The sequence below is a fragment of the Neobacillus soli NBRC 102451 genome, from assembly GCF_001591665.1.
Taxonomy (GTDB): Bacteria; Bacillota; Bacilli; order Bacillales; family Cytobacillaceae; genus Neobacillus; species Neobacillus soli.
Genome location: NZ_BCVI01000019.1, coordinates 140,714 through 165,720, shown reverse-complemented (window position 1 = coordinate 165,720; position 25,007 = coordinate 140,714). Strand labels below are relative to the sequence as shown.

General features: G+C 36.0%; 21 protein-coding genes, 1 tRNA gene and 3 pseudogenes. 14 read left to right on the top strand and 11 right to left on the bottom strand.

From position 1 onward, the window contains the following. The 8 genes from BSO02S_RS08320 to BSO02S_RS08285 all read left to right on the top strand — a co-directional run. Positions 1 to 874 (top strand): RES family NAD+ phosphorylase (locus tag BSO02S_RS08320; protein ID WP_084374945.1); only part of this gene is annotated, 874 nt, incomplete at its 5' end. Positions 875 to 1,722: 848 nt separating this feature from the next. Beyond that, positions 1,723 to 2,967: an ABC-three component system protein gene (locus tag BSO02S_RS08315; protein WP_066065230.1), complete on the top strand. Its 1,245-nt coding sequence runs from the start codon at positions 1,723 to 1,725 to the stop codon at positions 2,965 to 2,967. Then, positions 2,957 to 3,481 carry an ABC-three component system middle component 4 gene (locus tag BSO02S_RS08310; protein ID WP_066065227.1) on the top strand — a complete coding sequence of 175 codons (525 nt, stop codon included), beginning with the start codon at positions 2,957 to 2,959 and terminating at the stop codon, positions 3,479 to 3,481. The genes BSO02S_RS08315 and BSO02S_RS08310 overlap by 11 nt, the downstream gene beginning before the upstream one ends. Continuing rightward, positions 3,474 to 5,450, top strand: coding sequence for a hypothetical protein (locus tag BSO02S_RS08305; protein WP_066065224.1), 1,977 nt, complete (start codon positions 3,474 to 3,476; stop codon positions 5,448 to 5,450). Before BSO02S_RS08310 ends, BSO02S_RS08305 begins: the two co-directional genes overlap by 8 nt. 1,140 nt (positions 5,451 to 6,590) lie before the next feature. Next, positions 6,591 to 7,733, top strand: a complete 1,143-nt coding sequence (locus BSO02S_RS08300) for a putative endonuclease domain-containing protein (RefSeq protein ID WP_066065221.1) — start codon at positions 6,591 to 6,593, stop codon at positions 7,731 to 7,733. Positions 7,734 to 7,901: 168 nt separating this feature from the next. Further along, positions 7,902 to 8,081: a YneF family protein gene (locus tag BSO02S_RS08295; protein ID WP_066065218.1), complete on the top strand. Its 180-nt coding sequence runs from the start codon at positions 7,902 to 7,904 to the stop codon at positions 8,079 to 8,081. 139 nt (positions 8,082 to 8,220) lie between these two features. Continuing rightward, positions 8,221 to 9,972: an ABC transporter transmembrane domain-containing protein gene (locus BSO02S_RS08290; RefSeq protein ID WP_066065216.1), complete on the top strand. Its 1,752-nt coding sequence runs from the start codon at positions 8,221 to 8,223 to the stop codon at positions 9,970 to 9,972. Between the two features lies 1 nt (position 9,973). After that, positions 9,974 to 11,770: an ABC transporter ATP-binding protein gene (locus tag BSO02S_RS08285; RefSeq protein WP_066065213.1), complete on the top strand. Its 1,797-nt coding sequence runs from the start codon at positions 9,974 to 9,976 to the stop codon at positions 11,768 to 11,770. A gap of 43 nt (positions 11,771 to 11,813) precedes the next feature. On the opposite strand, the gene BSO02S_RS08280 is transcribed toward BSO02S_RS08285, so the two are convergent. Continuing rightward, complete coding sequence (locus BSO02S_RS08280; protein WP_066065210.1) at positions 11,814 to 11,990, bottom strand: aspartyl-phosphate phosphatase Spo0E family protein; 177 nt, start codon at positions 11,988 to 11,990, stop codon at positions 11,814 to 11,816. 280 nt (positions 11,991 to 12,270) lie between these two features. On the opposite strand from BSO02S_RS08280, the gene BSO02S_RS08275 reads away from it, so the two are divergent. The 3 genes from BSO02S_RS08275 to BSO02S_RS08265 all read left to right on the top strand — a co-directional run bounded on the left by BSO02S_RS08275 (position 12,271) and on the right by BSO02S_RS08265 (position 14,092). Next, complete coding sequence (locus BSO02S_RS08275; protein ID WP_066065207.1) at positions 12,271 to 12,981, top strand: cytochrome c biogenesis CcdA family protein; 711 nt, start codon at positions 12,271 to 12,273, stop codon at positions 12,979 to 12,981. A 111-nt stretch (positions 12,982 to 13,092) separates the two neighbouring features. Further along, positions 13,093 to 13,452 (top strand): response regulator, encoded by a 360-nt coding sequence (locus BSO02S_RS08270; RefSeq protein WP_066065204.1) that lies wholly within the window; start codon positions 13,093 to 13,095, stop codon positions 13,450 to 13,452. A gap of 160 nt (positions 13,453 to 13,612) precedes the next feature. Then, positions 13,613 to 14,092 carry a CcdC family protein gene (locus BSO02S_RS08265; RefSeq protein ID WP_066065202.1) on the top strand — a complete coding sequence of 160 codons (480 nt, stop codon included), beginning with the start codon at positions 13,613 to 13,615 and terminating at the stop codon, positions 14,090 to 14,092. A 73-nt stretch (positions 14,093 to 14,165) separates the two neighbouring features. On the opposite strand, the gene BSO02S_RS08260 is transcribed toward BSO02S_RS08265, so the two are convergent. Then, positions 14,166 to 14,591 (bottom strand): DUF2621 domain-containing protein, encoded by a 426-nt coding sequence (locus BSO02S_RS08260; RefSeq protein ID WP_066065199.1) that lies wholly within the window; start codon positions 14,589 to 14,591, stop codon positions 14,166 to 14,168. A 309-nt stretch (positions 14,592 to 14,900) separates the two neighbouring features. Here BSO02S_RS08260 and BSO02S_RS26950 point away from each other — a divergent pair. After that, a tRNA-Sec gene (locus tag BSO02S_RS26950) sits at positions 14,901 to 14,997 on the top strand. Positions 14,998 to 15,283: 286 nt separating this feature from the next. On the opposite strand, the pseudogene BSO02S_RS28620 reads toward BSO02S_RS26950, so the two are convergent. Further along, positions 15,284 to 15,432, bottom strand: a pseudogene (locus BSO02S_RS28620) (asparagine synthase); the annotation flags it as partial. A 1-nt stretch (position 15,433) separates the two neighbouring features. Here BSO02S_RS28620 and BSO02S_RS27915 point away from each other — a divergent pair. Beyond that, positions 15,434 to 15,676 (top strand): annotated as a pseudogene (locus BSO02S_RS27915) (transposase); the annotation flags it as partial. A 306-nt stretch (positions 15,677 to 15,982) separates the two neighbouring features. Here BSO02S_RS27915 and BSO02S_RS08250 read toward each other — a convergent pair. The 8 genes and pseudogenes from BSO02S_RS08250 to BSO02S_RS08220 all read right to left on the bottom strand — a co-directional run bounded on the left by BSO02S_RS08250 (position 15,983) and on the right by BSO02S_RS08220 (position 24,216). Then, the gene (locus BSO02S_RS08250; RefSeq protein ID WP_066065192.1) at positions 15,983 to 16,885 is read right to left on the bottom strand and encodes a TIGR01777 family oxidoreductase; all 903 of its coding nucleotides are present in this window, start codon (positions 16,883 to 16,885) and stop codon (positions 15,983 to 15,985) included. Positions 16,886 to 16,985: 100 nt separating this feature from the next. Continuing rightward, positions 16,986 to 17,531, bottom strand: a complete 546-nt coding sequence (locus BSO02S_RS08245) for an HXXEE domain-containing protein (RefSeq protein WP_066065189.1) — start codon at positions 17,529 to 17,531, stop codon at positions 16,986 to 16,988. 98 nt (positions 17,532 to 17,629) lie between these two features. Further along, complete coding sequence (gene shc, locus BSO02S_RS08240) at positions 17,630 to 19,501, bottom strand: squalene--hopene cyclase (protein ID WP_066065187.1); 1,872 nt, start codon at positions 19,499 to 19,501, stop codon at positions 17,630 to 17,632. A gap of 288 nt (positions 19,502 to 19,789) precedes the next feature. Continuing rightward, positions 19,790 to 20,365, bottom strand: coding sequence for an NAD(P)H-dependent oxidoreductase (locus tag BSO02S_RS08235; RefSeq protein ID WP_066065184.1), 576 nt, complete (start codon positions 20,363 to 20,365; stop codon positions 19,790 to 19,792). A 567-nt stretch (positions 20,366 to 20,932) separates the two neighbouring features. Continuing rightward, positions 20,933 to 21,207 (bottom strand): annotated as a pseudogene (locus BSO02S_RS26265) (UV DNA damage repair endonuclease UvsE); the annotation flags it as partial. 204 nt (positions 21,208 to 21,411) lie between these two features. Next, entirely contained in the window at positions 21,412 to 21,837 is a 426-nt protein-coding gene (locus BSO02S_RS28265) for a tyrosine-type recombinase/integrase (protein WP_084374944.1), read from the bottom strand. 152 nt (positions 21,838 to 21,989) lie between these two features. Continuing rightward, positions 21,990 to 22,922 (bottom strand): response regulator, encoded by a 933-nt coding sequence (locus tag BSO02S_RS08225; RefSeq protein WP_066065178.1) that lies wholly within the window; start codon positions 22,920 to 22,922, stop codon positions 21,990 to 21,992. A 4-nt stretch (positions 22,923 to 22,926) separates the two neighbouring features. Next, positions 22,927 to 24,216 carry an ATP-binding protein gene (locus BSO02S_RS08220; protein WP_235846891.1) on the bottom strand — a complete coding sequence of 430 codons (1,290 nt, stop codon included), beginning with the start codon at positions 24,214 to 24,216 and terminating at the stop codon, positions 22,927 to 22,929. Between the two features lie 551 nt (positions 24,217 to 24,767). Between BSO02S_RS08220 and BSO02S_RS27910 the strand changes: the two genes are divergently transcribed. Next, positions 24,768 to 24,929, top strand: coding sequence for a hypothetical protein (locus tag BSO02S_RS27910; RefSeq protein ID WP_235846890.1), 162 nt, complete (start codon positions 24,768 to 24,770; stop codon positions 24,927 to 24,929). Positions 24,930 to 25,007: the final 78 nt, after the last annotated feature.

Sequence of the window (25,007 nt, the reverse complement as noted above, 5' to 3'; positions counted from 1 at the left end):
AAATACAGTAAAGCTAAAGGGGACTTCACCACTTGATAGATTTAAAAACTTAGTTGTACCTAAAGAAACGATTGAAAATGTTTATCCATACAAAAAGATTAATAAAGGTGATGTTAATAACATCTTTTCTGGTCTATCTCCTTCTGATTATAAGTTAGAATGTGATATCAAGGAAAATAAGGTAAATACTGTCCTTATCAAAAAAGATACAAGTGAAGAGATTCCCGTTAAATCATTAGTAAGTACAATAGGAGCAGGTGATCTATTAAGGAACATTACAAAAGAAGAGGTAATATCGTTTTATTTGCATCTATCTAGGTATCCTATGTTGGGTTTGGAACATGAAGTAGGAAAAAGAATATCAAGTGAATTGGAAAAAATTTCTGTAATTAATGTGAAAAATAGGATATTATACAGAGCCAGACCTAGAAATCCAAAGAAAAGAGGAATCCTATATAGTCCAGATGAGATGTTTTCTGCTCCATTTGGTATGTCAAGCCATGGAAGATTCAATGTCGTGGGACAAGGAGAATTATATACTTGCGATAATATAGATGTTGCAGTTAAAGAGTGTACTAAAGATTTAGATATTACTGTTGATGTTATTCAATGGGAATTAACAGAAAGTATTAAAATGATTGATTTAACAGATGTAAATTCTCCTTTAGTTCAATACTGTAGCTTTAGTGCTGATACCTCGTCTGGGTTAGAATATTTAGTACCAAACTTTATTGCTCAATGTGCAAAAAGTAAGGGTTTAGCAGGAATTGTTTATATAAGTAATCAAGATAGCAATGCTTTGAATTACGTATTTTTTGATTATCAGAAAGGTTGGTTCAAAACACTCAATATCAATGAAATAAAAAGTGCATAAGGAAGTACAGTATCTTGAAATCAAAAACGTAACATATATAGATTTTGTTACGTTTTTTTTGTTTGCAAAGCGGAAAAACGATATTAATGTAATATTTGTATAAATTATCTTCATATTTTAAAAATTATATGATAACTATTGTAATGTCAAAATATGGTTTTTATTTAGGGACAAGTTTCCAAGTTGGTATCAACAAGATTTTACGATTTATTCAATCTATTACCAATTAATAAAATATCGATTTTATTTATTACCGAAATAACTTCCAATTGAGTTAAAATTATCATGATAAGAGAATAGCTTCCTTCCGAATATACACCAATTTTTGTATATTTGTAGTACAATGTATACATACAATTTTAGGGGAAACGGTGATAAAAAACTACCTCCTTTTTAGGAAGTAGCCTTCTATTTACAAACTATTTATGATACGGACAGCTTCTCAGTCGAACAATCCTTATTACTTAGGATTTGAGGTTAAATTACAGCATGTCGTCCAAACCGCCCATGTCAGGCATTGCAGAACCAGCTGGTTAATGGGTGTCTATTCAGTGTTATTAAAATTTGCGTTTCAAGATTTCATTGAAGACCGAAAGTTCAAAAATACAACAAATGTAAATATTCAAACTCACAGAGTGCTACTTGGTGATTCATTGAATATTGCATCCTAAATGAGGTAATAAACGTTGAGGATATCAACTAATGTTGTACATAAAACTATTCAGTAAACATATGTTTAGTAGTAAAAAATACATATTAAATTGATTAGGATAAATGAATGAAGCTATGATATATTTCAAAAAGGAAATAAAGGGCAATTATTCCTTTTTTATGGGGGGAAATGGAGAATGAATCCTATAAGCTTTATTACTGAAAAAGATAAAGAAAATTTAATCATATTTGTTCATGGTTTTACAGGTGATAAAAGTACCTGGACAAATTCAGATGGAAAATCATTTCCGGAAATGTTAAAAGAGGAAAACGAAATATGTAAAAATTTTGATATTGCCTATTTTGATTATTTTACAAAGCTGGTAGATTTGAGGAAGACTAGACTTTCAACTAGTTTTGTAGGAAATCTGTTTGGTCAATCAATAAAGGCAAAGAAAAATATAGGAATTAATAAGCTTGGTGAATTTTTTAAAGCAGCAATAGATATATATTGCTCTGATTATAAAAATATAATAATCGTTGCCCATAGCATGGGTGGCCTAGTGTCAAAAGCATATATTTTGAACGAATTAAAGGAATACTCTAATACGAAGGTAAAACTTTTTATATCTTTAGCTGTTCCACATAATGGCTCAAATTGGGCGCATATTGGAAAAGCATTATTTAAAAAAAATCCGCAAATAATCGATTTAAAGCCATTAAGTGAATTATTAAAGATACTTAATGATGAATGGATTCAAATAAAAGTGGAAAAGCCAAAAACCATTTATTATTATGGTAATTTTGATGATATTGTAAAAGAAGAAAGTGCTATATCCTATCAGGTTGAAAAACAATTTAAAATTCCATGTGACGAAGATCATCTTTCAATATCTAAACCAACAAAAGACAGTTTAGTTTATCAAGGAGTTAAAAAAAACCTTATTGAGTTTATTACCGATTTGAACTTTAAAAAAAAAATGAGTTCTAAATCATTCGAAGATGATGGAAAGTTGGACGATGAGGTCTTTGTTTTAAAACTTTTAATTGCGGATGTTCACAATAGAACTATCAAAAGTGCTAAAGAAACATTTTTTAATGCTGAATATATGAAAAAGGCATTAATAAGTAAAGGTTATAATCTTGAAGATTTAAGAGAATTATACACAAAAATAGAACATTTATATGGAATCTTTTTTAATAAATTAGTTGAGGGAGAAATAAAAAATAGTAATCAGTTGGTAAATAAAATTTATGAACAAATTATTGAAAAGGATATGAATTATTTAAAAACAACTATCCCTTTTCTTGATGCTATAAAAAAAACTGGTATGTTACATCAATTAGCTAATAACCTAGATAAGGATATATGGTGGGAACAGAATCATTCTATAAAAAATATAGAAGACTTTAGGAGGGCAAGAGATAAATATGGAGAATAAATTATCATTTGTCATTCCTGAAGCAGATTTACACTTCCGACTTATAAGATTACTTATTATACTAGATAACCTTTCTTTTACAAGTAAAGGAAATCCAATCTTAACAATTGAAAAAATTGTAATGTTTGAATTTTTGGTGAGGCATCCCAACATTTTAAAGGACGTTTTAAAAGTAATATCTAGTAAAGGTAATGAGAAATTTGTTTTATATGATGAAGAAGTCGGTTCAATAGAAGCCCTTTATCCAAATGAAATGTCGTTATACGATTTTACATCAACTAAAGTACTTTTGAAAACTTTGATTAAACATAAATTAGTTGAAGTAAATGTAGTAAAAGATATTATATTTTTTCTTATAACTAAAGAGGGAATTGAGTTTTTAAAAAATACTGAAGCAGATCATATAAAAAGAATGGTTGAAATTTGTAAGGCTATGTATCCTTTACGTTCAACAACGACAAACGAATTAAAAAAAATAATAAAACCTATAATAAAGGGGGGTAAAAATGGTTAGCTCACCAAAATTATTAATAAACAAATTGGTCTTAGTTGGTAGAGAAAAATCTTATAATGTTAATTTTCATAGTGGTTTAAATATTATTCATGGAGATATGGACACTGGAAAATCGAGTATATTAAATCTTATTGATTACTTACTAGGTGGAAGTAAGGTTAATATGTATGATGAGATAGAACAAAATGGGAAATATGGATTATTAGAAGTAGAGTTGAATGGAACAATATATACTTTCAAAAGGGATATATTCAAAACTGATGAGAATATTGAAGTTTATTCTACGACAATTGAAAATATGGAGTCTATTTTCCCTCTTGAGTATGCACCAAAATATACTGCAAAAGAAGGACCTGCTGGCTACTTTTCTGATTTTCTTCTATCTAATTTAAATATCCCTTTAGTAAAAGTGAAGAAATCTCCGTCAAAAGAAAATTCGGATATGGTACGTTTAAGCTTTAGAGATATTTTTAAATATTGCTACTTCAACCAAGATGAAGTAGGGAGTAAAGAAATATTAGATAGAAAAAACTATGCATTGGTTGCGAAAAACAAAGAAACTTTTAAGTTTTTACATAATGCTTTAGACACCCAAATTACAGAATTGCAAAATTTAATTGGTGAAAAAAACAAAGAAAAAGCAAAGCTCTCAAATAATTATGGAGTTATTTCATCGTTTCTGTTGGAGACTAAACTATCTACTCATGAATCTCTAATGGAACAAAAATCAGAAGTAGAAAGAAGATATTCCCTAATTAATAAAGAGATAAATAGGCTAACCGATTTAATGAAATCCGATTCTACTGAGATAGAAGAGTTACGTGAAATAGTAACAGAATTAGATGATGATATATCAAATTTAAATAAAAAGAAATTGCAAAAGGAAATGTTTTTAGAACAAAATTTACGTTTGAAAAAAGACTACAGTAGTGACTTAGGTAAATTACAGGTATCTCTAAGTGTAAAGGACAAACTTCCAAAAATAACTGCAGCTAGCGTTATGTGTCCTTTGTGTGATAGTAATTTGAACATAGAAGAATCTACTCGATTTTTTAATAATAATAATGAGGAGATATTAAAAAAAGAGATAAACAGCATAAAAAATAGATTAAAAGATATTAAGCTTTTAATAGAGGAAGAAAGAGATGAATTATTTGTTCTGGAAAGTAAAATTAAAATAAAATCAGAAGACTTGAATAGAGCAAGAGAAGTATTAGACACATCATCTTCCAACTTTATTTCTCCGTACCTATCTCAAAGGGATATGTTAATAGCTGAAAAGTCATCTTTAAGTGAAAAATTCAATAAATTGGATTACTTTTTAAAGATTAGAAATCAACTTAATGAAATTGAAAATAATATAATCACAATATCCGACCATTTATCTGAGCTAGGCATTAAATTAGAATTTATTAAAAATTCTGCCCCCTCAATAGATAAAATTCTTGATGATATAGGATCATATTTAAAAGAGTTTTTAGAAGCTATACCAATTAAAAATCCTTTTGGAATTAGATTAAGTAACAAAACCTTTTTGCCGATTGTGAGAGAACGGGATTATACGGATCTAACTTCCGGAGGGTTAAGAACGCTCGTTTCAGTAGGATATATAGTTAGCTTATTAAAGAATAGTATTTATACAAATACAAACTATCCTTCATTTATAATGATCGACACTATAGGCAAGTATTTAGGAAAAACAAAGAAAGATAGGCTGAAGCTATTGTTAACTGGTAATGATGAAGATCTAAAAGAAGATATGGAAGATCCTACAAAATATGTTAATCTTATTAAGCTATTGATTGATATGTCCGAAGGGTTTTTGAAAAACAATAAAGAACATCAAATAATCGTAGTAGAAAATGATTTTCCTGAAGAATTAGAAGAGAAATACCAAAAGTACGTAGTCAAAAGATTCAGTACAAATGAAAGAGAAGGATATGAAATAGGATTTATTAATAATGTATAAGTTGGAGATTCTCTAAAAATCCATAAAATATATGTTAATGTACGTAATACCAAATTTTTAATAAAAGTTATATTTGTTTTGAATTCCCCTCATAAGGGGGGCAATGGAAAACTATATTCAGTAATGACGTGCTTAATATGAAATAGGAACATGTATCAGAGCAAAATAATAACTCCTAGTGATCATCTAGGATAGTACTCATTTCATTTGGGATTCTTTATTAAAATTATTAGCGAGTTGAATGAAATTGAGTTCTTAGAGAATAAGCAGTAATAAGTAAAAAAAACATTTTTAATAACCGTGAAACATCTTTACATTTAACGATAACTGCTCTGTATTAAAATTGTTAGAAATAACCTAAGAAGTAGTCTATTCTATTGCAACAATATAAGACACGTAGTATTTTTACCATACACTCTGTCCCCTTCTTAACTACAGAAGCAGTTGTTGCTATAAACCAGAAGAAAACTAAGACAGCATTCCAGACATGGGTGACATATTTCATAAACGATTAGTATTTTTCCTCAGAATTAATCCTATCCCCTTTATTGGAAGTAGGATTTTTTTGTGGAATTTTAAGTAGTTCCTAATTGGAAAGTTTTTTATAAAAAATAGTGCTGGCTGATTTAGAACAATAATATTAAATTAATAAAAGCAGAGTTTTATCAATCAAGGGAAGGAAAGTTAAGCACAAGTAACACACGTTCTCGAATTGCTTAAGACGAACATTTACAAAGAAGTAGCTCAAAGAGGGTAATCACTAAAAGAGCATTAACCCACAGAAAAAACGAGCAAGAAGCACTGCATATCCTCAAGTAGAGGGGATACTTTAGTTTTAGACGGGTAAAAAATTGACAGGTCGATTTGGGTAGCTACACCACAAACCCATGCCTAGGAAAAGTATAAAAATATACCTTTACTTGGAAGAGTTAAGAAGAATAGAATAAGAAGATATTATACACCACCAACTCTAGGAAGGCATTTAAATGTAACTCTCTGAATGACTATATCCGTGTCTTCAGAATGTGATTGACACTTTCACACAACATTCACACTTCGTCTCCATGCTTATTCAGTAGTATAATAGAGGTATTTGAACAATCTAATATAGCACTAAATAACAACATGAGGTGACTCATAATGGAACAGCAACAACAAGAAGGTAGAATGTATAGGGGAATTAAATTGGCTGATAGTGTGAGGTTGTATAAGAAGAACGGAGAATATTTTGATAAGGTAAGAAACGGTTTGGATAGATTCGTGGATGCAATCATTGAGGTTAATTACGATGTTGTTGGGGAATTTGTAAACAATATGACCAAATTAGTCATCCGATGTGATAAAGGTCATGTTTATAATACATCACCCAATAACATAACAAACGGTTACAGATGTCAAAAATGTGCTGGAAATTCTACCGAACAAGCAAAAGTAAATTTCTACAATGTGGTTAAATCAATAGGTTATAAGGTGATCGGTGAATATGAAAATTCTAAAACAAATATTGAATTACAATGTGACAAGAACCATGTTTACAGTGTGAAACCTAATGATTTTATACACACAGGCAACAGATGTCCGAAATGCTCAATCAGAAACCCAGAAAAGGCAAAAGAGGATTTCTATAACTCCGTTGAATCGGAAGGTTATAAAGTAATCGGAGATTATAAAGGCTCTCATAAAAAAATAGAAATCCAATGTACTAAAAATCATGTTTACAGTGTTACACCATCAAATTTCAAATCGGGATGGCGATGCTCCAAATGTTCGGGTAACTGCCCAATAGAGGCGGAAAAGAACTTCTATAATGAGGTTGAATCGGAAGGTTATAAAGTCATTGGAAAATATATAAAATCCTTAATAAAAGTAGAACTCCAATGTGATAAAGGACATTTATATAGTGTAATACCACCGGATTTTATGAGAGGAATTAGATGCCCGAACTGTTCTGAAAGCAAGGGTGAAAAAATAATTCGGGAATGGTTGGAGTCAAAAGGTATTGTTTGTTTTGCTCAATATAAATTTCCCAATGATACTAGGAAATATGATTTTTGTTTGCCATTTGAGAATATCATTGTCGAGGTGCATGGATTACAACATTACAAAGAGATTGAGTTTTTCAGTAATAGCAACCTAACACGTGAACAATCAAACGATAAACGCAAACAAGAATTTGCCGAATCTCTAGGATATAAATATATCGTAGTAGATTATAGAGAACATAACCCACAACTGGCTCTAGAAAGATTCATAGAATCGTACAATAAATTAAATGCAGAATAAATAGTTACCTAAGTTGGGTGACTATTTTTTTGTCTTCAGATTCAACCAGTATTCGGATCTATATAATAATAGAAGGATTAACCAGTATCCTCTCAATCTAGTTAGTTTTCATTGACAAACATGCGTTTTTTATGGTTTACTTTTCTTATCAGAAATGTGACTTGAAAATTGGTTAAAATACTGGTTGAATTTTTCTTTTCAAAGTGGTTCAAACCCTTGGGAATTAAGAAAAATCCGCCAATCAATGAACAAATGTTAAAAATGATGATGATGCAAATGGGCATGAAACCGTCGCAGAAGAAGATCAACCAAATGATGGCAGCCATGAACAAGCAGCAATCTAAATAAAACCGGACAAGCACTCCATATGAATGGGTGCTTTTTTCGTGCCTTAAAACCATGGTTTCAAAATCTTTATTATTTTAGAAATATTTGATAAAATAAAACCGCGACTGGTTGGATTTTCAAGTGTTTTGGGGGAGTTTTAATGAAAGTTTTTTTAGAATTAGGCTGGTTTTTTAAGCAGGAGAAAAAAGCGTACATATCAGGTGTTCTTATTTTATTATTTGTAGCATTGCTGCAGTTAGTTCCTCCAAAGGTAATCGGAATGATTGCCGATCATATTAACGATGGAACGATAACGAAGGGTATGCTTGTCGAGTGGGTTGTTGTTCTTATCGCCGTCGGTCTTGCCATGTATGGACTGAGATATTATTGGAGAATTATGATTTTTGGTTCAGCGGTTAAACTTAGCAGGATTTTAAGGAATCGGTTGTATCAGCATTTTACCAATATGTCGCCGACATTTTATCAGAAAAGCCGTGTGGGAGATTTGATGGCGCATGCTACGAACGACTTGTCAGCCATTCAACAAACAGCAGGATCTGGGGTTCTGACCCTTGTAGACTCACTTTCCACTGGCGGGTTTGTAATCATTGCAATGGCTTTTACTATCAGCTGGAAATTAACCTTGATTTGTTTGATTCCGATGCCGTTTATGGCGATGCTGACAAGCTGGTTTGGATCGATGTTACATAAAAGCTTTTACAAGGCACAGGAGGCCTTTTCCTCTTTAAATGATAAAACCCAGGAAAGCATGTCAGGGATTAAGGTTATCAAAACGTTTGGACAGGAACAGGAAGATATTGAAGATTTCCGTAAAAAATCGGAAGATGTCGTTCAAAAGAATATGGTCGTAGCGAAAATAGATTCCCTCTATGACCCGACTATTTCGATTATTGTCGGCATTTCCTTTTTCCTATCGATTGCCTTTGGGGCAAAGTATGTGCTTAACGGCGAGTTAACGATTGGTGAGTTAATTTCGTTCACGACTTATTTAGGGTTATTAATCTGGCCCATGCTGGCATTCGGCTGGTTGTTTAACATTGTCGAACGCGGACGTGCCTCCTACGACAGGGTTGCTGCTCTTCTACGGGAAAAGGTGGATATCACCGATGATGACAATGCACTTGATGTGGTGCCATATGGTGATATCCAATATAGGATTTCAGAATTTACTTATCCTGGAGATTCAAAGCCGCTCTTAAAGGATGTCCTCTTTTCGCTAAAAGCTGGTGAGACACTCGGGATTGTGGGGAAAACCGGTTCTGGAAAGACAACGCTATTGAAGCTGCTTATTCGCGAATTTGAGGGCTATCATGGGGAAATTCTTTTTGGCGGCGAACCGCTCCAAAAGTACAAACTGGAAAAATTACGGGAAGCGATTGGCTATGTACCACAAGATCATTTCTTGTTTTCGGCTTCTGTTGCTGAAAACATTGCCTTTACAGACCCCACCGCGACAATCGAAGAAATTGAACATGCAGCCAATTTAGCCAATATCCATGACGATATTCTCCAATTTACTGATAGTTATCAAACAGTGGTTGGTGAGCGTGGTGTGTCATTGTCGGGCGGGCAAAAGCAAAGAATTTCGATCGCCCGGGCGCTCCTTATGAATCCTGAAGTTCTCGTACTCGACGATTCCTTGTCAGCGGTAGATGCGAAAACGGAGGAAGCGATTCTATCCTCCTTAAGGCAGAATCGTGAAGGAAAAACCACCATCATTACCTCCCATCGTTTAAGTGCCATCCAACATGCCAATCTTATTCTCGTCCTTGAGGATGGGAAGGTTAGCGAACGAGGCACACATGATGAGCTCATGGAAATAGACGGATGGTACAATGAAATGTATGTACACCAGCAGCTAGAAGAGTTAGTGGAGCAAGGGGGGTATTAAGATGGAAGAGAAAATGCAGTTATCCGAACGTGAGCAAAGAAAGATCTTATTCCGCCTTCTTTCATATACAAAGCCGCATAAGAAACTAATCGGTGTTGCCTTTGCCCTATTGCTGTTAACAACCATAGGAGACATCGTTCTGCCCTATTTAGTCAAAATTTTTATCGATGATTATTTGACACCAGGGAATCTTGCGTTTCAGCCATTGCTGATTCTTGGTTCTGTCTATATGGGGATTCAAATCGTTAAGGCTGTTCTGATGTTTTTCCAATTTGTTAAATTTCAGGAGATAGCCCTCTATATTATCCAGCAGCTGCGGATTGATGTTTTTTCAAAGGTCCAGTCGCTTGGTTTAAAATATTTTGATAAAACGCCCGCAGGAAGTATAGTGTCCCGGGTGACAAATGATACCGAAGCCATTAAGGACATGTTTGTCACCGTCATTGCGACCTTTATTCAAAGTGGATTTTTGCTGACAGGTATATTCATTGCTATGTTTATCTTGAATGTAAAATTAGCTTTGTTTTGCGTGATTATTATCCCGATCTTATTATTTGTCATGAACCTGTATAGAAAACTAAGTTCGCGATATTACCTTGATATGCGGGAAAGATTAAGCCAATTGAACGCGAAGCTCGCTGAGTCGCTGCAGGGCATGGCGATTATTCAGGTATTTCGTCAGGAAAAACGCCTTCGCAAGGAGTTTGGCAATATTAATGAAAAGCATTATAGTGCGGGGATGAAGAATATTAAAATTGATGGCTTATTGTTAAGGCCAGCGATTGATTTAATTTATATTTTTGCGTTAATCATTGTCCTAAGCTATTTTGGGATTACCTCCCTCCAACACAGCGTTGAGATTGGGGTTATCTATGCATTTATTAATTATTTGGATCGATTCTTTGAGCCTGTTAACCAAATGATGATGAGGCTTTCCTTGTACCAGCAGGCGATTGTGGCTGGGTCGCGCGTCTTTAGATTATTGGATGAGGAAGAATTGGCACCTGCTCAAAAAGATGCTCAGGTGAAGTCTATTGAAAAAGGAAAGATTGAGTTTAAGGATTTAAGCTTTTCTTATGATGGAAAAAGAGACGTCCTTAAAAATATTTCTTTTACAGCGAATCCAGGCGAAACGGTCGCACTTGTCGGCCATACCGGCAGTGGGAAAAGTTCCATCATTAATTTGTTGATGCGTTTTTACGAATACGAACGTGGGGAGATTCTGATTGATGGGGAATCGATTCGTCACTATACTAAGCCTGAGCTGAGAGAGAAAATGGGCCTTGTCTTACAGGATCCGTTTTTGTTTTATGGGACGGTAAAGGATAATATACGCCTTCATAATGAAAGCATGTCGGATGAACAAGTAGCAGAGGCGGCAAGGTTTGTTCAGGCCCATACCTTTATTGAGAAGCTTGAAGATGGCCTTGATCATAAGGTAGTGGAGCGGGGAGCTACTTTTTCAAGCGGTCAAAGGCAATTAATCGCTTTCGCACGGACGATTGCAGCTAATCCAAAAATATTGGTTCTTGATGAAGCAACCGCAAATATTGATACAGAAACAGAAGAGGCGATTCAAACAGCGCTGGCAAAAATGCGGAAAGGGAGGACCACCATTGCAATTGCCCATCGACTATCAACCATCCAGGATGCAGATTTAATTCTCGTCTTGCATCAAGGCGAGATTGTCGAACGGGGAACCCATCAAGAACTGCTGGGACTTGGAGGTTTATACCATAAAATGTTCCTCTTGCAGAACGGAGCGGTTGAGCGGCTTGAGGATGCTATCAATGGATAGAAAAAGAGCCCGGAGTAAGATCTCCAGGCTTTTCCTTCGCCTTTTAACAGGCTGATGATGGAATTTTTTTTATATAGACTCGATTATATTCATTTAATAGGTGGTCAAGCTCCTGGCTATACCGGATGGCAACGGAGGATGTCAGGCCGTTGCTAATGGCGGCTTGAATTAATTCAGCTCGTTTTTTTTCTATTAATGCTACTAAATCTTGTTTGATCACGGCCGTTGTCCTTTCCGGAGTGGCTCCTAATTTTAGGGAAAAGTAGAATGTAAGACTAGCAAAAATGCATTGTTTTACTAGTATAACCTATGATGTAATAATTTCAAAGACATTTGTAAAAAAATACCCATTAAATTCAGACATATTCTTGGAGAAAAGGGGATATCTTGAAGAAATATCAAAAAACAATCGAAGACACAAAATATTCATGTTAACCATTATCTTTTAAGGCAAACATTTGTTAGAATAAAAACGTATCGACTATAGTGGGAGTGTTAATATGTCTGATGTAAATATATTCATAGCAATCGGTGCCGGATTTTTAAGTTTTATATCGCCTTGTTGTTTGCCGCTCTACCCAGCCTTTCTATCATACATAACAGGAATGTCTGTCGGGGAGCTAAAAAGTGAAAATGCGATGCTTCAAAAGCGGAGCCTGCTGCATACCTTGTTTTTCCTATTAGGCTTTTCGGTAATTTTTATTGTGATTGGGTTCGGAACGTCCTTTTTTATCGGTCGTTTTTTTGTTGAATATAAGGATTTAATTCGTCAGCTTGGCGGGATTTTTATCGTTTTCTTTGGATTAATCATCGTCGGGGTTTTAAATCCGCAGTTTATGATGAAGGACCGTCGTTTCGAATTTAAAAATCGACCTTCCGGTTATATTGGGTCAATCCTCATTGGTATGGCCTTTGCGGCTGGGTGGACACCTTGTACAGGCCCGATTCTAACAGTCGTTATCTCACTTGCGGCCACAAATCCAGGATCAGGTGTTTTGTACATGACGGCCTATTCACTTGGATTTGCCATTCCTTTCTTAATTCTATCTTTCTTTGTTGGCCGCATGAAATGGATCCGGACGCACAGTGCTAAGATTATGAAAATTGGCGGTTACTTAATGATTGTGATGGGGATTGTGCTCTTTTTTGACTGGATGACAAAAATTATTACTATCTTCTCAGATTTGTTTGGCGGCTTCACTGGATTCTAACTTCCATTTCTCCCTGAAATTTGCTAATTGTGGAATAATTCAATATATTTAAAGATGGGGATGATAGATTGATGTTTTGCCGCATACATGGCAAATCAAGGGGGAAATGCGTTGGCAAGAATACTAATTGTAGACGATAAAAAATTTATGCGAAATACGTTAAAGAATATTCTAACGAGTGATAACCATGTGGTAGCGGGGGAGGCAAAGGATGGTAAAGCCGCTGTTAGGTTGTACCGTGAATTAAGGCCTGACCTTGTTACCATGGACATTATAATGCCGGAGATGAGTGGACTTGAAGCCATTAAGATTATTCGGGCCGAATTTCCTGATGCAAAGATTATTATGTGTTCGGCAATGGGTCAGCAAAAGATGATTATCGAAGCCATTGAAGCCGGCGCAAAGGACTTTCTTGTCAAGCCTTTTGACGATTGCAGGCTTCTAGAAGCCATTAACCGCGTGTTGAAATAGAGGCTGTTCGGGATTCCGGGAACGATTTTTCCTTTTTTTGTATGGGTTACCTTTGGCAATTCATAATTGGGAACATAATATAGAGAAAAAAATATTTCAATATCTATCAATTGAGATATAATGGGTAAGTAAATAACTTGCTAAGGGAAGAATGAATTCAATGAACTACGTTGTTATTTCCTCCATCGGTGCTGTTTTCATGGGCTTTTTTGTGTTGTTTGTTCGCATGAAAGCCGCAAAGAAACCGACAAATATAAAAAAAATTATCTTACCGCCTATTTTCATGTCAAGCGGGGCGCTAATGTATGTGATACCTGAATTTAGATTAACCTCATTGGAAATACTAGAGGTAGTAGTTGTAGGGATGCTTTTTTCTATCCTGCTGATTAAAACTTCTAAATTTGAGATTCGTGAAAATGATATTTATTTAAAGCGGTCCAAAGCGTTTATTTTTATTTTAGTCGGTTTGCTAGCAGTCCGTCTGGTATTAAAAACGATTTTAAGCAGTACAATTGATATTGGTCAGTTAAGCGGCATGTTTTTTCTATTGGCATTCAGCATGATTGTACCGTGGCGCGTGGCGATGTATAGATCCTATATGAAACTTTATCGAGAGCTTCACCGTTTGAAAACGATATAAAGATAGGGACACTGACTCATCGAGGTCAGTGTTTTTATTTTTGATAAAATAAAAAACCGCCTAGGGTGACGGTTTAAAATAAATGCTCGTATGGTGTCACATCGATTCGATTTTCAAAAAGCTTTTTACGTAAAAATTTATGATCCCTTTTTGGTGTCGCTTGAATGTATCCACGGATAACGAGTTCCTGCGTGATTTTGGCAGCCTTTTCTTTCAGGGCGAGCTCACCTATTTTTCCGGCAATCTTATGCCTGGCCACATCACGGAAAAGCTCGGGAACCGGGCTGACTAAATCCTCAAGAAGTGCTTTCTCCTCGCCATTCCACAAGTGCCGCGATTCATTCACATAATGCTCTTCCCAATCCATCACCGATTTGCCGTCTTCCTTCGGCATCTTTTTCAAAAACTTTCGGAACATAAAGAAACCGCCGATGGCGAATAAGCCGACTAAAATAAATACCCATAATAAGATAAACCATAAAAACCAACCTTGAAGCATACTATTTTTCACCTTCAAAAGAACTATTTTTCATTTATTATAGCTGTTTTTTAGGGGAAATGACAAGTAATCGCGATAAATTGCGCGGGGGTATGTAAAGAAAGGACGAGTTAGGTTGGAAAAAATGGTGGGATTCCCCTTGCAAAGCGTTGAAGCATGTCGAAAAAGTGACAAATGAGCCGATTCTATTGATTATTACTATATTACATTGTAATATGATTACAAATGATAGGTAAGCAAGAACATTGATTTAGTTTCTAAAAAGACTGTGAAACCATAGTTATAACACATTGATCATTTCCATCCTATGGGGCTGAATGGGGCACTGGTGTCCTCCACAGTCTTCAAAACTGCTTGAGACCTGCGTGCCAGGTCTGCTGGGTTCGATTCCCAGGCGGTCCCGCCAATTATGATCTAATAATACATATTTAACCGCACGGTGAAATTTTCACTCGTGCGGTTTTTACCTTTTAATGAATATATTTGGATTGCGAACTTTTATGTGAAACAAGATTTTTCGGGTAGTGCAACTGGCACTGTTAACTAGTTTTCTGAAGGAGGTAATGTTATGGGCAGGAGTTTTGACGATCTACCAGATGTATTAAGGGGAGAGGACATAACTTCAGGACAAATAGGATTCTAAAAAATAAAGATTCATAAGGGAAGGACAATCGTCCTTCCCTTATGAATCTTTAACGCCGGTGCTCGACTATATCGATTGCCCCTAATACAACATGAGCCAAACCGAAACCAATAATCGAACCTGTAATCATGGTTTCATGTTTCAATTGTTCCGTAATGCCACTCCTGTGGTTGTTACAGCTGTTCCAGGTACTGCAGGGTTTGATCAAATACATATCGAACAATTAGAACAGGCCAATCAAGAGCTGCTCGATAATGTCCTAAGTTCAGAGATTCAAAAGCAATCATATTTGATTTATTCTGATACCTATGGTCATCAGAGTCGGCGGCTTACAATGCTCATTATGGTACCATTGGATTCCATCCATTAGCGGCTTTCGATGGTGGAACAGGCGACTTTTTTAAGAAAGGCAAAGCTGCGTCCTGGAAATGTGTATCATTCACTATTAATCGGCAAAAAGCGTTCAAAGTTATCAGGCGGTTACAATATTTATTTTGTTCAATAATCTATAACTATTTTACCAAAAGTAAACTGTCATTTAGACTAAGGCCTAAGTGTAATAATTTGGTCCGGACGCACGAGACAATATACTTGAAATACGAAAAAAATCCCTTCAAATGCCAGTCGGAGTTTTCTGCGAACAGCTGAGTATGGACACAGCGTGCTATTCGGGGCAGGGGAGCCTGTCGTACTGACATGACTAAAGCGGGATTATAAGTTTCCTTCTTCATACCGGCGCAATGTATCGTTAACCTAGAATATCAGAAAGTGCACTTTTTACGTCTGGAAATTGAAAGGAATAATTGTGGTAAAGTGCTTTTTGAGGGAGTACTCGCTGCCCTTTTAATATCACCTGACTCATTTCACCAAATGCTACTTTTAAAGCAAGCCCAGGCACACGAAGCCAATGTGGGCGGCGAAGGACTTTTGCAATGGACTGTCCGAATGATGACATGCGTATTGGATTAGGCGAGGTCACATTCAACGGTCCCTCTACATCAGGCTTAATCATGGCGAAATAAACCATCTCAACCACATCTTGAATATGCACCCAGGAAATCCATTGCATCCCACCGCCGATTGGCCCCCCAATACCTAATTTATACGGTAGCACCATTCGCGGTAAGGCACCCTCTTGACCAAGAATTATACCAAAACGCGCGAAGACCGTTCGAACGCCTAATTCTTTCGCCAGTGCCCCTTCTTTCTCCCAACGCTTTACAACTTTGGCCAAAAAATCATTTGCATCACTTTTGGAGGTCTCATTAAACGTTTTGAAATCTGACATCCCGTAGTAACTTACACCTGAAGCGTTAACAAGAACTTTTGGCTTTGGATTTAAATGCCCCAAAATTCGAATTACTTCTTTTGTGGCTGTGAGGCGGCTGTTCAATATAGCCTCCTTTTTACTTTGGGTCCACCGTCCGCTACCGATTGGTTCCCCGGCTAAATTGACCATGGCATCGACATCCTTAAGTTCTTTTTCAGGTTGATTATCTGCAGAAAGCCACTCCAAATAATTAATGGACTCACTTGTTCTTTTTTGATTGGGAAGACGTGTTAATATGGTTACTTGATGGCCTTTCTGAGTCAACAGGTGAGTCAAAGCTTGACCCACAAACCCGCTTCCTCCCGTTATAACAACATGCAATTTACTCACCTCCTGCAACTACTTTTTTATAATGGACTAACTTATCCTTTGAATGGGGAATAGTAACCATATTATCATTTCAGAAAGAGTCAGGAGCCAGTTAGTGAATAAAGTAACGGCCTAAGAGATTCCCAACAAGAAATATCGGGATCATGAGCAGGCTGACGGGGAGACTTGCGAAAATTAAATGCCAGTCTATCAGGCCGCATTCGAACAAACTGTAATATGCAATAAGACAGTAAGGGATGAGGAGGAATAGCGCCGTTATGATTCCAGGTGTATAGCCTTTAAAAAAGATGGACTGAACAATATGCATGATTACCTGCAGAATAAATAAATTGAGAATTGCTATATATAAAAGAAAGCCTCCTCCGTTTAATGAGAAATGGGTAGTCATCAATGTAGTGAATGTGATAATCAACAAAATCCATGTAGCCGAAACAGAAAGTTGGGCGGCCGTCGAACCTGATTTATCTCTCATTTTTAATGCTAGTTTGATGAAGGGAGATTTTTGAAAACTGTTTTTGCTTGATTTCATGGAAGATTCAATTGTTATGATTTCTTCTAAGTCATGGAAAATGAAAATGATTGGGAACAACCAAATGATTGTATTAAGATTGAAAAATTGGCGAAAGGTTTCAAGCATCTTTTGCCTCCTACATGTTGGAAAGAATTTGTTTTTCTTATATGTTTTTATCGCTTTATTTCAGAAAGTAAATCCCTAGCTGCCGAATCGCCCTGTTTTTAACTCTCTTCAGCTAATTTTTGATAATGAGCCAGTGCCAGTAATGGAAAAACGTATTCGTAACAATGATAATTGAGATAAAAGGATCCCGCCATACCCCTTCCTTTTGGGTAGGTCTTTGTCCAATCTTTTTCTTTTCCGTCCACTAAAAAAACTGCACCGTTTTCAATTTCAGGCGTAACTCCAGTTGCGGCCGAGATAAGTGTGTCAAGGGCCCAAGCGGTATGAGTGCGGGTACTTTCGCGGAGCGGCACATAACAATTTTTGGTATCACTTTTACAGGATTCTCCCCAACCCCCGTCGGGATTCTGAATTTTCCGCAACCAAGTTAGAGACTTTTGAATAGCTGGATGATTCGTGGAAACCCCAACTGCAACCATTCCCGTTACAGCCGCCCATGTGCCATAAATATAAACGCCCCATCGCCCCACCCAGGAACCATCTGAATTTTGATGCCGCAAGAGCCAACGAATCCCACGTTTCACCATAGGATGGTGAAGATCCAAATGGGTATAGTTTCCGAAGAACTCTAAAGTCCTTCCCGTTAAATCAACCGTCGACGGATCAATCAATAAATCTTTTCCACCCTCTATCGGTAACAAATTCAACACTTTCTTGTCCACATTCTTTTCGAAGGCCGCCCAACCTCCGTCATTGTTATGCATGGAAATGAGCCAGTTTACTCCACGATCCCATGCCTGCCGGCAATCCACTTGCTCTGTGGCCAAAGTACGTATCGCCCTCAGTGCAACTGTTGTGTCGTCAATATCTGGGTGGATCGTGTTCATGTCCGAAAACCCCCAACCTCCCGGTAACAGGTTCGGTTCATGAATGACCCAATCCCCGTATTTGAGATGCTGACGGGAGAGAATGTAATGATTTGCCTTTTGAATAGAGTTAGATGAATAGGGGACTCCGGATTCTTGCAGAGCATAACTAATTAACGTCGTGTTCCAGACCGTAGCCGTCGTATATTGGCAGTGAAGTTCTCCGTCAATACGGCAGGTCATCGCTTTTAAACCTTGCACGGCACGAGTAATCACCGGATGTGAATTCGAATACCCCCTCGCAAGTAAGGCAAAAATCATGAGAGAAGTTGTGCTGAAATAATTTAAATAGGTGCCGTCCGGTTCGATTCGGTCCAACATATATTTTTCGGCACGATATAATGACAGTTCGCGAAGATTAACATGGGACTTCAGGCCCTTAATTCCCTGTTTAATCCATTTGATTACCGAGCGGGCCTCTTCTGCTTGATCCTCTGTAAAAAAACGAACTTCTTTTTTTTGAAACAAATCGGAGAGATCGGGCGATAGCTCTGTTCTCCTACGAAAATTCGTATTGGCAAGAATTAAAAAAGGGATAATGTTCGCTCTCCCGTACACGGAGAAGTCAAAAAGATTGATTGGAAAGGAGTCTGGTAAAAGCATCACTTCGATATTAATGGGGAAGTGCGGCCACTCACATTGTCCTGTTACGGCCAACATGATTTTCAAAAACATATGGACTTCTGTGGCCCCTCCGTTGGCCATAATAAACCTTCTTGCAGCCTGGATTTCCTGGTCTTTTCGATCCCGGTAACCGGAATAAAGAAGGGCATAATAAGCTTCCACAGTGGATGTCAGATTTCCTTTTTCTTCGTCATGAAACAGCTTCCATGACCCATCTTCCTGCTGTTTTCCGGCGATACGTTTCACCAATTCTTTTATGAACTCCTCATCATTTATCTCCAATGTCCGTAATAAGATAATCATACTGCAGTCTGTTGCGATGCCAGTCTCGAAAGGATATTGCCAGGACCCGTCATCTGCTTGGTCCCTAATGAACTGATCGGCGATTCGGTTAATTTCCTCATTTACCCGATGCCTCAAGTTTCTCACCCTCTTTCGTTGTCTTACTTTGTATTCATATTCCCCTAGCAATATGAATATGCTTTTCTTTAATGGGAGAACCGGACCAGTTAAAATGAAATTTTGATAAGGGATGATGTATTTTTATCCTGTATAGGCAATCACTTTAATCCATTATAGCTGCGGTTGTTAGGCTAAAACCTCCACGTTTGATCGTACCGAGGAGTTTTGTGTTTCTGAAAAAATATAGTACATTACATCGGTTCTTCTCAATGGTTAGGAATTCCAGATGTGGCTATCCCATATTTTTTAAATCGTTTTTGCTTGATGGTAGATTTTTTGAAGCCATTTCCGCCGGGTCTCATAGGTAGAATGTTTAACAAACGTTAGTCGGGTTCTTTTGATATTTTTAATGCCGCAGAACTTTAAAATGTAATCTCGGACGACAATCCATTCGACATTTTTTCTAAACAATCGAATAAAGAAAGAGGGAGCATCGATGGTGTAAATAACCCATGCTGATTTATTCTTCAATAAGCCTTTTGGAAATTTCCCGTGGTGTTGATACGCAAATCCAGAAACAAACACGCGATCAAAAAAGCCTTTTAAAATGGCTGGTACACCATACCACCAAATCGGGTAAATGAAAATTAACTGATCAGCCTGCTCAATTTTTTTTCGATATTTTTCAGTATATGGATCATAGATTAAATCCCTTGGTTTGTGCTGCTCATCGATGACTAAAACAGGATCAAATTTCTCCGCGTATAAGTCAATTAATTCAAATTTCCGTTTGGCTTCCTTTAACCCTTTCATGACGTTCTCTAAAATTGCATGATTAAGGCTATCCTTGTTTGAGTGGGCATAAATAATTAAGGTTGTCATATGGATCCCTCCATTAATGGATAAAAAATATTCCAATGGTAGAAAGAATTAATATCCTAATTGAAAACTCATTTCTACTATTTATGATCATTTTTTTGTTCCACGGCCCCTTACGCAATCGAATTTTCAGCAGCTCTGCGTCCTAATTTGGCATCAATCGTTAGTTTTATAATGAAAAGACGCACAAGAATAACTGATAAAGAGGAGGAAAATACGTGGTATTGATATGTCGCGATCGCCGGAACTACTTGTGTTAGTTCACCTGATTGCAATATATTCCTAAATTATATTCAATTCCTATAAGATTTATTTCTAGGAACCTTTAATGGTATTAGTGTTTGTTGTATTTTTTGTATGGCGTTCCACCACTTGCCAAGGCAAATCATTACCCCCATAAAACTAAAAAAACTAAAATGAAATAAAGCGCGGATCCTTGAAGCGCCCTTTACTTTAATAAGATTTAATTTTCCTTCACACACCCTAGGTAGGGGTAGTAACAGAGAAAGCTAAAGATTAGGCGTGCCTACAATTATGAAAGCTGTAACCTATCTAGGACCAAATTTAATGAAACAAGGCTTCGTCTTTTTTCTTTGCTTTAATCATACAGTCAATTTGCGATACACTGCCCGTAATTTCTTTTAAAAACTAAAAAAACATATCCATATCGACAAAATCAGCATGATGTCGAAATGCCTTTTGGCTTTTGGGATTGGAAATTATGCATTTTATAGGAAGGGGAGAGTGGCGCCACGTTTGGATGACTCGGCCCCACTGAAGTTGCCAATTTAGATTCGATGACGGGCAAGTTGATGATGATAATCGAATACTAGCGGAATATCCAGCGGAGGGGACGTTTTCCCTCCAGCAACATTTTCGCATGGGGAATGCCGCAAATCATGAAATCGGCTATCTGGAGGTTAGCAGCATTTAAAGATCTTTAAATGCTCTGGTTAATTAGATGGTGCTTGATATTTCCTTTGGAGTTGCAAAAAACCAAATTATGATGGTTAAATGTTTCTCCAAGGATTTTTCTTCGGTGATCATGTTTAACTTTGAGCGCCTGAATTAGCTTTTTCAGTTCCTTTGTTAATCTTACCCCTCTTGGTTTTCCGTTTTTGGGATTTGATTGAAAAAATATATTTTCCATTTGCATCCGTAATGGTTTGGCGGATATAAAACTTTTCAGCTTTAAGATCAACGTGCTCCCAGGTCAAACCTATTAATTCGCTTTTCCGCATTCCAGTGTGGGCGGCTGCATAAATAATAGCGGTATATACCGGCGTTCTTACCTTAGCAATTTTTAACAGCAAATTGAGTTGTTCCGTTAGAAGTGGCTCAAAAAGCGTGTCATAGATGGCACAGAAAGAGGGTATGCATGGTCTTTTTAAATATAAAGTTGACGTTCTTTTGGTTAGACAAGTTTTGTTCGAATGAAAAATGTAACAATTGAAATTTGTGAATTTGGTCCTCAAAAATTAATGAACCCAGCTATACAAGGGAATAAATATCAGCAAGGACAAACATGGTTATCACAAAATTCGATACTTTATATTTGTAGGAAATTCTTACACTTGCCACAAGTATGCAAGAAAAAGAATAAAACTCTGAATACCCATGATATGGCTTAATTTGACTTAGCCGAAGTTAACCGCTGTGTTTCAAAATATAGAACCTGAATAAACTTTTTAGTATTAATTCGGATTTGTGAAGTTGGTAGTGATTTCCCTTTCTTAATTTCACGCATCCTTTCTTGTACTATAGCGAAGTCAAAAAAGTTAGGGGCATAATTTTCGAATATTGGATTTGTAAAATCGTTTAATCCAAGTGAGGCCAAGCGGTTCAATGATTGATAAATAGCCCTTCTAGTACGTTGTTTTGAAGCCTTTATATCTCGGTTTAATTCTTCTGGTTGGGGCGATGACTCATGTTTTCCTTGTACTACTTTTAAAAAAATGTCCTTAAGGTGGGGAAAACCATCTTTAAATGTTTTTACTCTTTCATACTGATGAAGGTAATCTAAAACATCTAATAGATCCTGATATCCACTTTCACCGACAATTCCTAATTCCGATAAAAGATGTTGGGCAAATGAAGTAAAATCTTGTGCTGGAAAATTATTTTTTTTAAGTGTAGTATTATCCGGAAGTACATTACGCGCTAATTGATGAATATTATGTAAGGATTCTTCTAAATAAATGCGGTCGATAACCTTTTTAATCACCGATAACACTTCTATTTTATTGATTGGTTTAGTTATGTAGTATTCAACACCGTATGAATAAGCCTCTGCAATCAATTCTTTTGACTCTATTTGGGAAATCATAACAGTTTTTCCATTAAAAATGGGTTTGATATCATTAATGGTTTCAATGCCATCCTTAATGGGCATTAAGAAATCAATCAGTAAAATACGTACCTTTTTTAGGGTGAAAAGGTGTTCATCTATCATGGAGCCATCCCTCGCTTCACCCACTACCACCCCAAGATCCTCGTCCTCTATAATTCCAGCCAACATAGCGCGTGTTGCATCATCATCATCAACTATATAAAATAACATGGTATCAACCTTTCAAAGTTAATTTACAGATTGGTAATCGTATTTTATAGTAGGATCCACTTAGTTTCCCCACCTCACTTTGCAAGATAATTTCACCCTCAAGCTGTTCAACCAATTCCCTTACATAAGTGAGCCCAATTCCTGTGGATGCTCTGCCGCTGCTATCATATTTAGTGGTAAACCCGGGTTTAAAAACTAAATGTATTAGATTTTGTGCAATACCGGGGCCATTATCCCTGATTTGAAATTCCACAAAATCATGATCCCTGCGTACATTTATAGTTATTATTCCATCCTTCTTAATAGCCTCTATAGCATTTCCAACTAAATTATTCATAATGGAAAGAACCTTATATATATGATAATTAGGATGTTTTCCTTGAATATCCAATATAATTTCAATTTCTTTTCCTGATAAATTTGCATACTTCCAATTAGATTTCACAGCTATATTTAATAATTCATTTACCTCCATATACTCTGAAAAATCTTTATCGGCTATAAGTCTTGAAAGTCCCGAGAGGATTCTTTGATTATCTTTTTTAATATCATGGGTTTGGCCGGCAATCTTAAGCGCTGTTTGGGATAAACCTTCTTTTTCATCCTTTTTGTTCTCAATATTCTTTAATGAGCGATATAAGTTATAGGCGTCTCTTGTGATATTTTCACTATTTATTAAAGTTTTGCGTAAATTAATTGCCTCTTCGTATAAATTTGTGGTGACCGTAATTAGGTGTTCATTTTGTTTTTGCATTTCTTCTATCCTTAGCCGTGTTTCATAAAGTACATATAAATTAAAAATACCTATAGTAAAAAAGCTGCGGAAAATAGCAATAACACTAATCTTGCGTATATCATCACGTGTTACAACGGAATCAAACGCAACATATTGAGATGTTAACTCTGCTGAACTTGCCAAAATATCAAATATAATCCCTAGAAAACCTATTAAAATTGATTGGTAAATATAACGGTTGGACTTTGCAAAGTAAAAAAGACATCCAAAGGTGAAATAGTAGAAAAATGTCGGGTAACGATGTTGAAAAGAGTATGTGAAATCATGATGAAGCAGGTCTAACAAAATACGAAATGCTACAACGGATATTCCTACTACAGTACCCGATAGAATAGCGGGGTATTTTCGTAATAATAATAGGAAAAAGAAAAATGTTGGCATACCAAAGCTTATACGAAAGGAGTCGTTAAAAGGGTAAAAGTTTAATTCACCTGCCAATGGGACTGCAATTATCATATATATAAAAATGTGTAAATTTTTTTTAGCAGGGGGACTCAATGTTGTTTAATACCTCCCTCTATAAATGTTGATTTATCAACGATTTAAGCCGTTGGTAGGGTGTAAAAAAATATTTTTAAATATTTTGTGTTTCTTTTTGTTTGTTATTGTAGTTTTAACTTTATGATATAACAGAAACCATAGAATTGTAAGTATATTTAAAATATTCCAACTTTTGGAGGTGTTTTATTAAAATCAATTAGGAGTTATTTCCTAGTTTGTAAAGGAGGTGGAATCTATTATCAAAAACAAACCGTTGCACACGCTTCATAAATTAAGTAATAGAGGGTTTTAAAAGCGTCAATTTTATCTTATATAGTGTGTAGGGAAGTGAAATATTTATAAGATAAATTTTTAAAAGCAAATTTTGATAGCCTTTATAATAGCAATTATTGTTAGGGTTATTTTTGGAAGTTCAAACAATGTGATTTAACCATTGGGGGGATTTATTTCTAGGTTTGATTAAATTTATCATTGCACCACTTATATAGGCAACGCTTGTTGTAGGAATAGCAAGTAATGGAGATATCAAGCAACTTGGACGAGTCGGGGTGAAGACGTTTGTTTATTATCTCGCGACAACTGGGATCGCCATAATAATCGGCTTAGCTGTTGCTTTTGCTATATCACCCGAAAAGGGTTGGTTATTTCAACAGCCGATGTCGGCCGTAAAAGCATTTGTAAGGATGAATCCGTTTACCTTTTTTAAATGAATTTCTTCTGCCGCAGTTAATGCATTTAGTACTGCAATCAGTGCAGGGACATTACCGATAACTATAAAAAACACACAA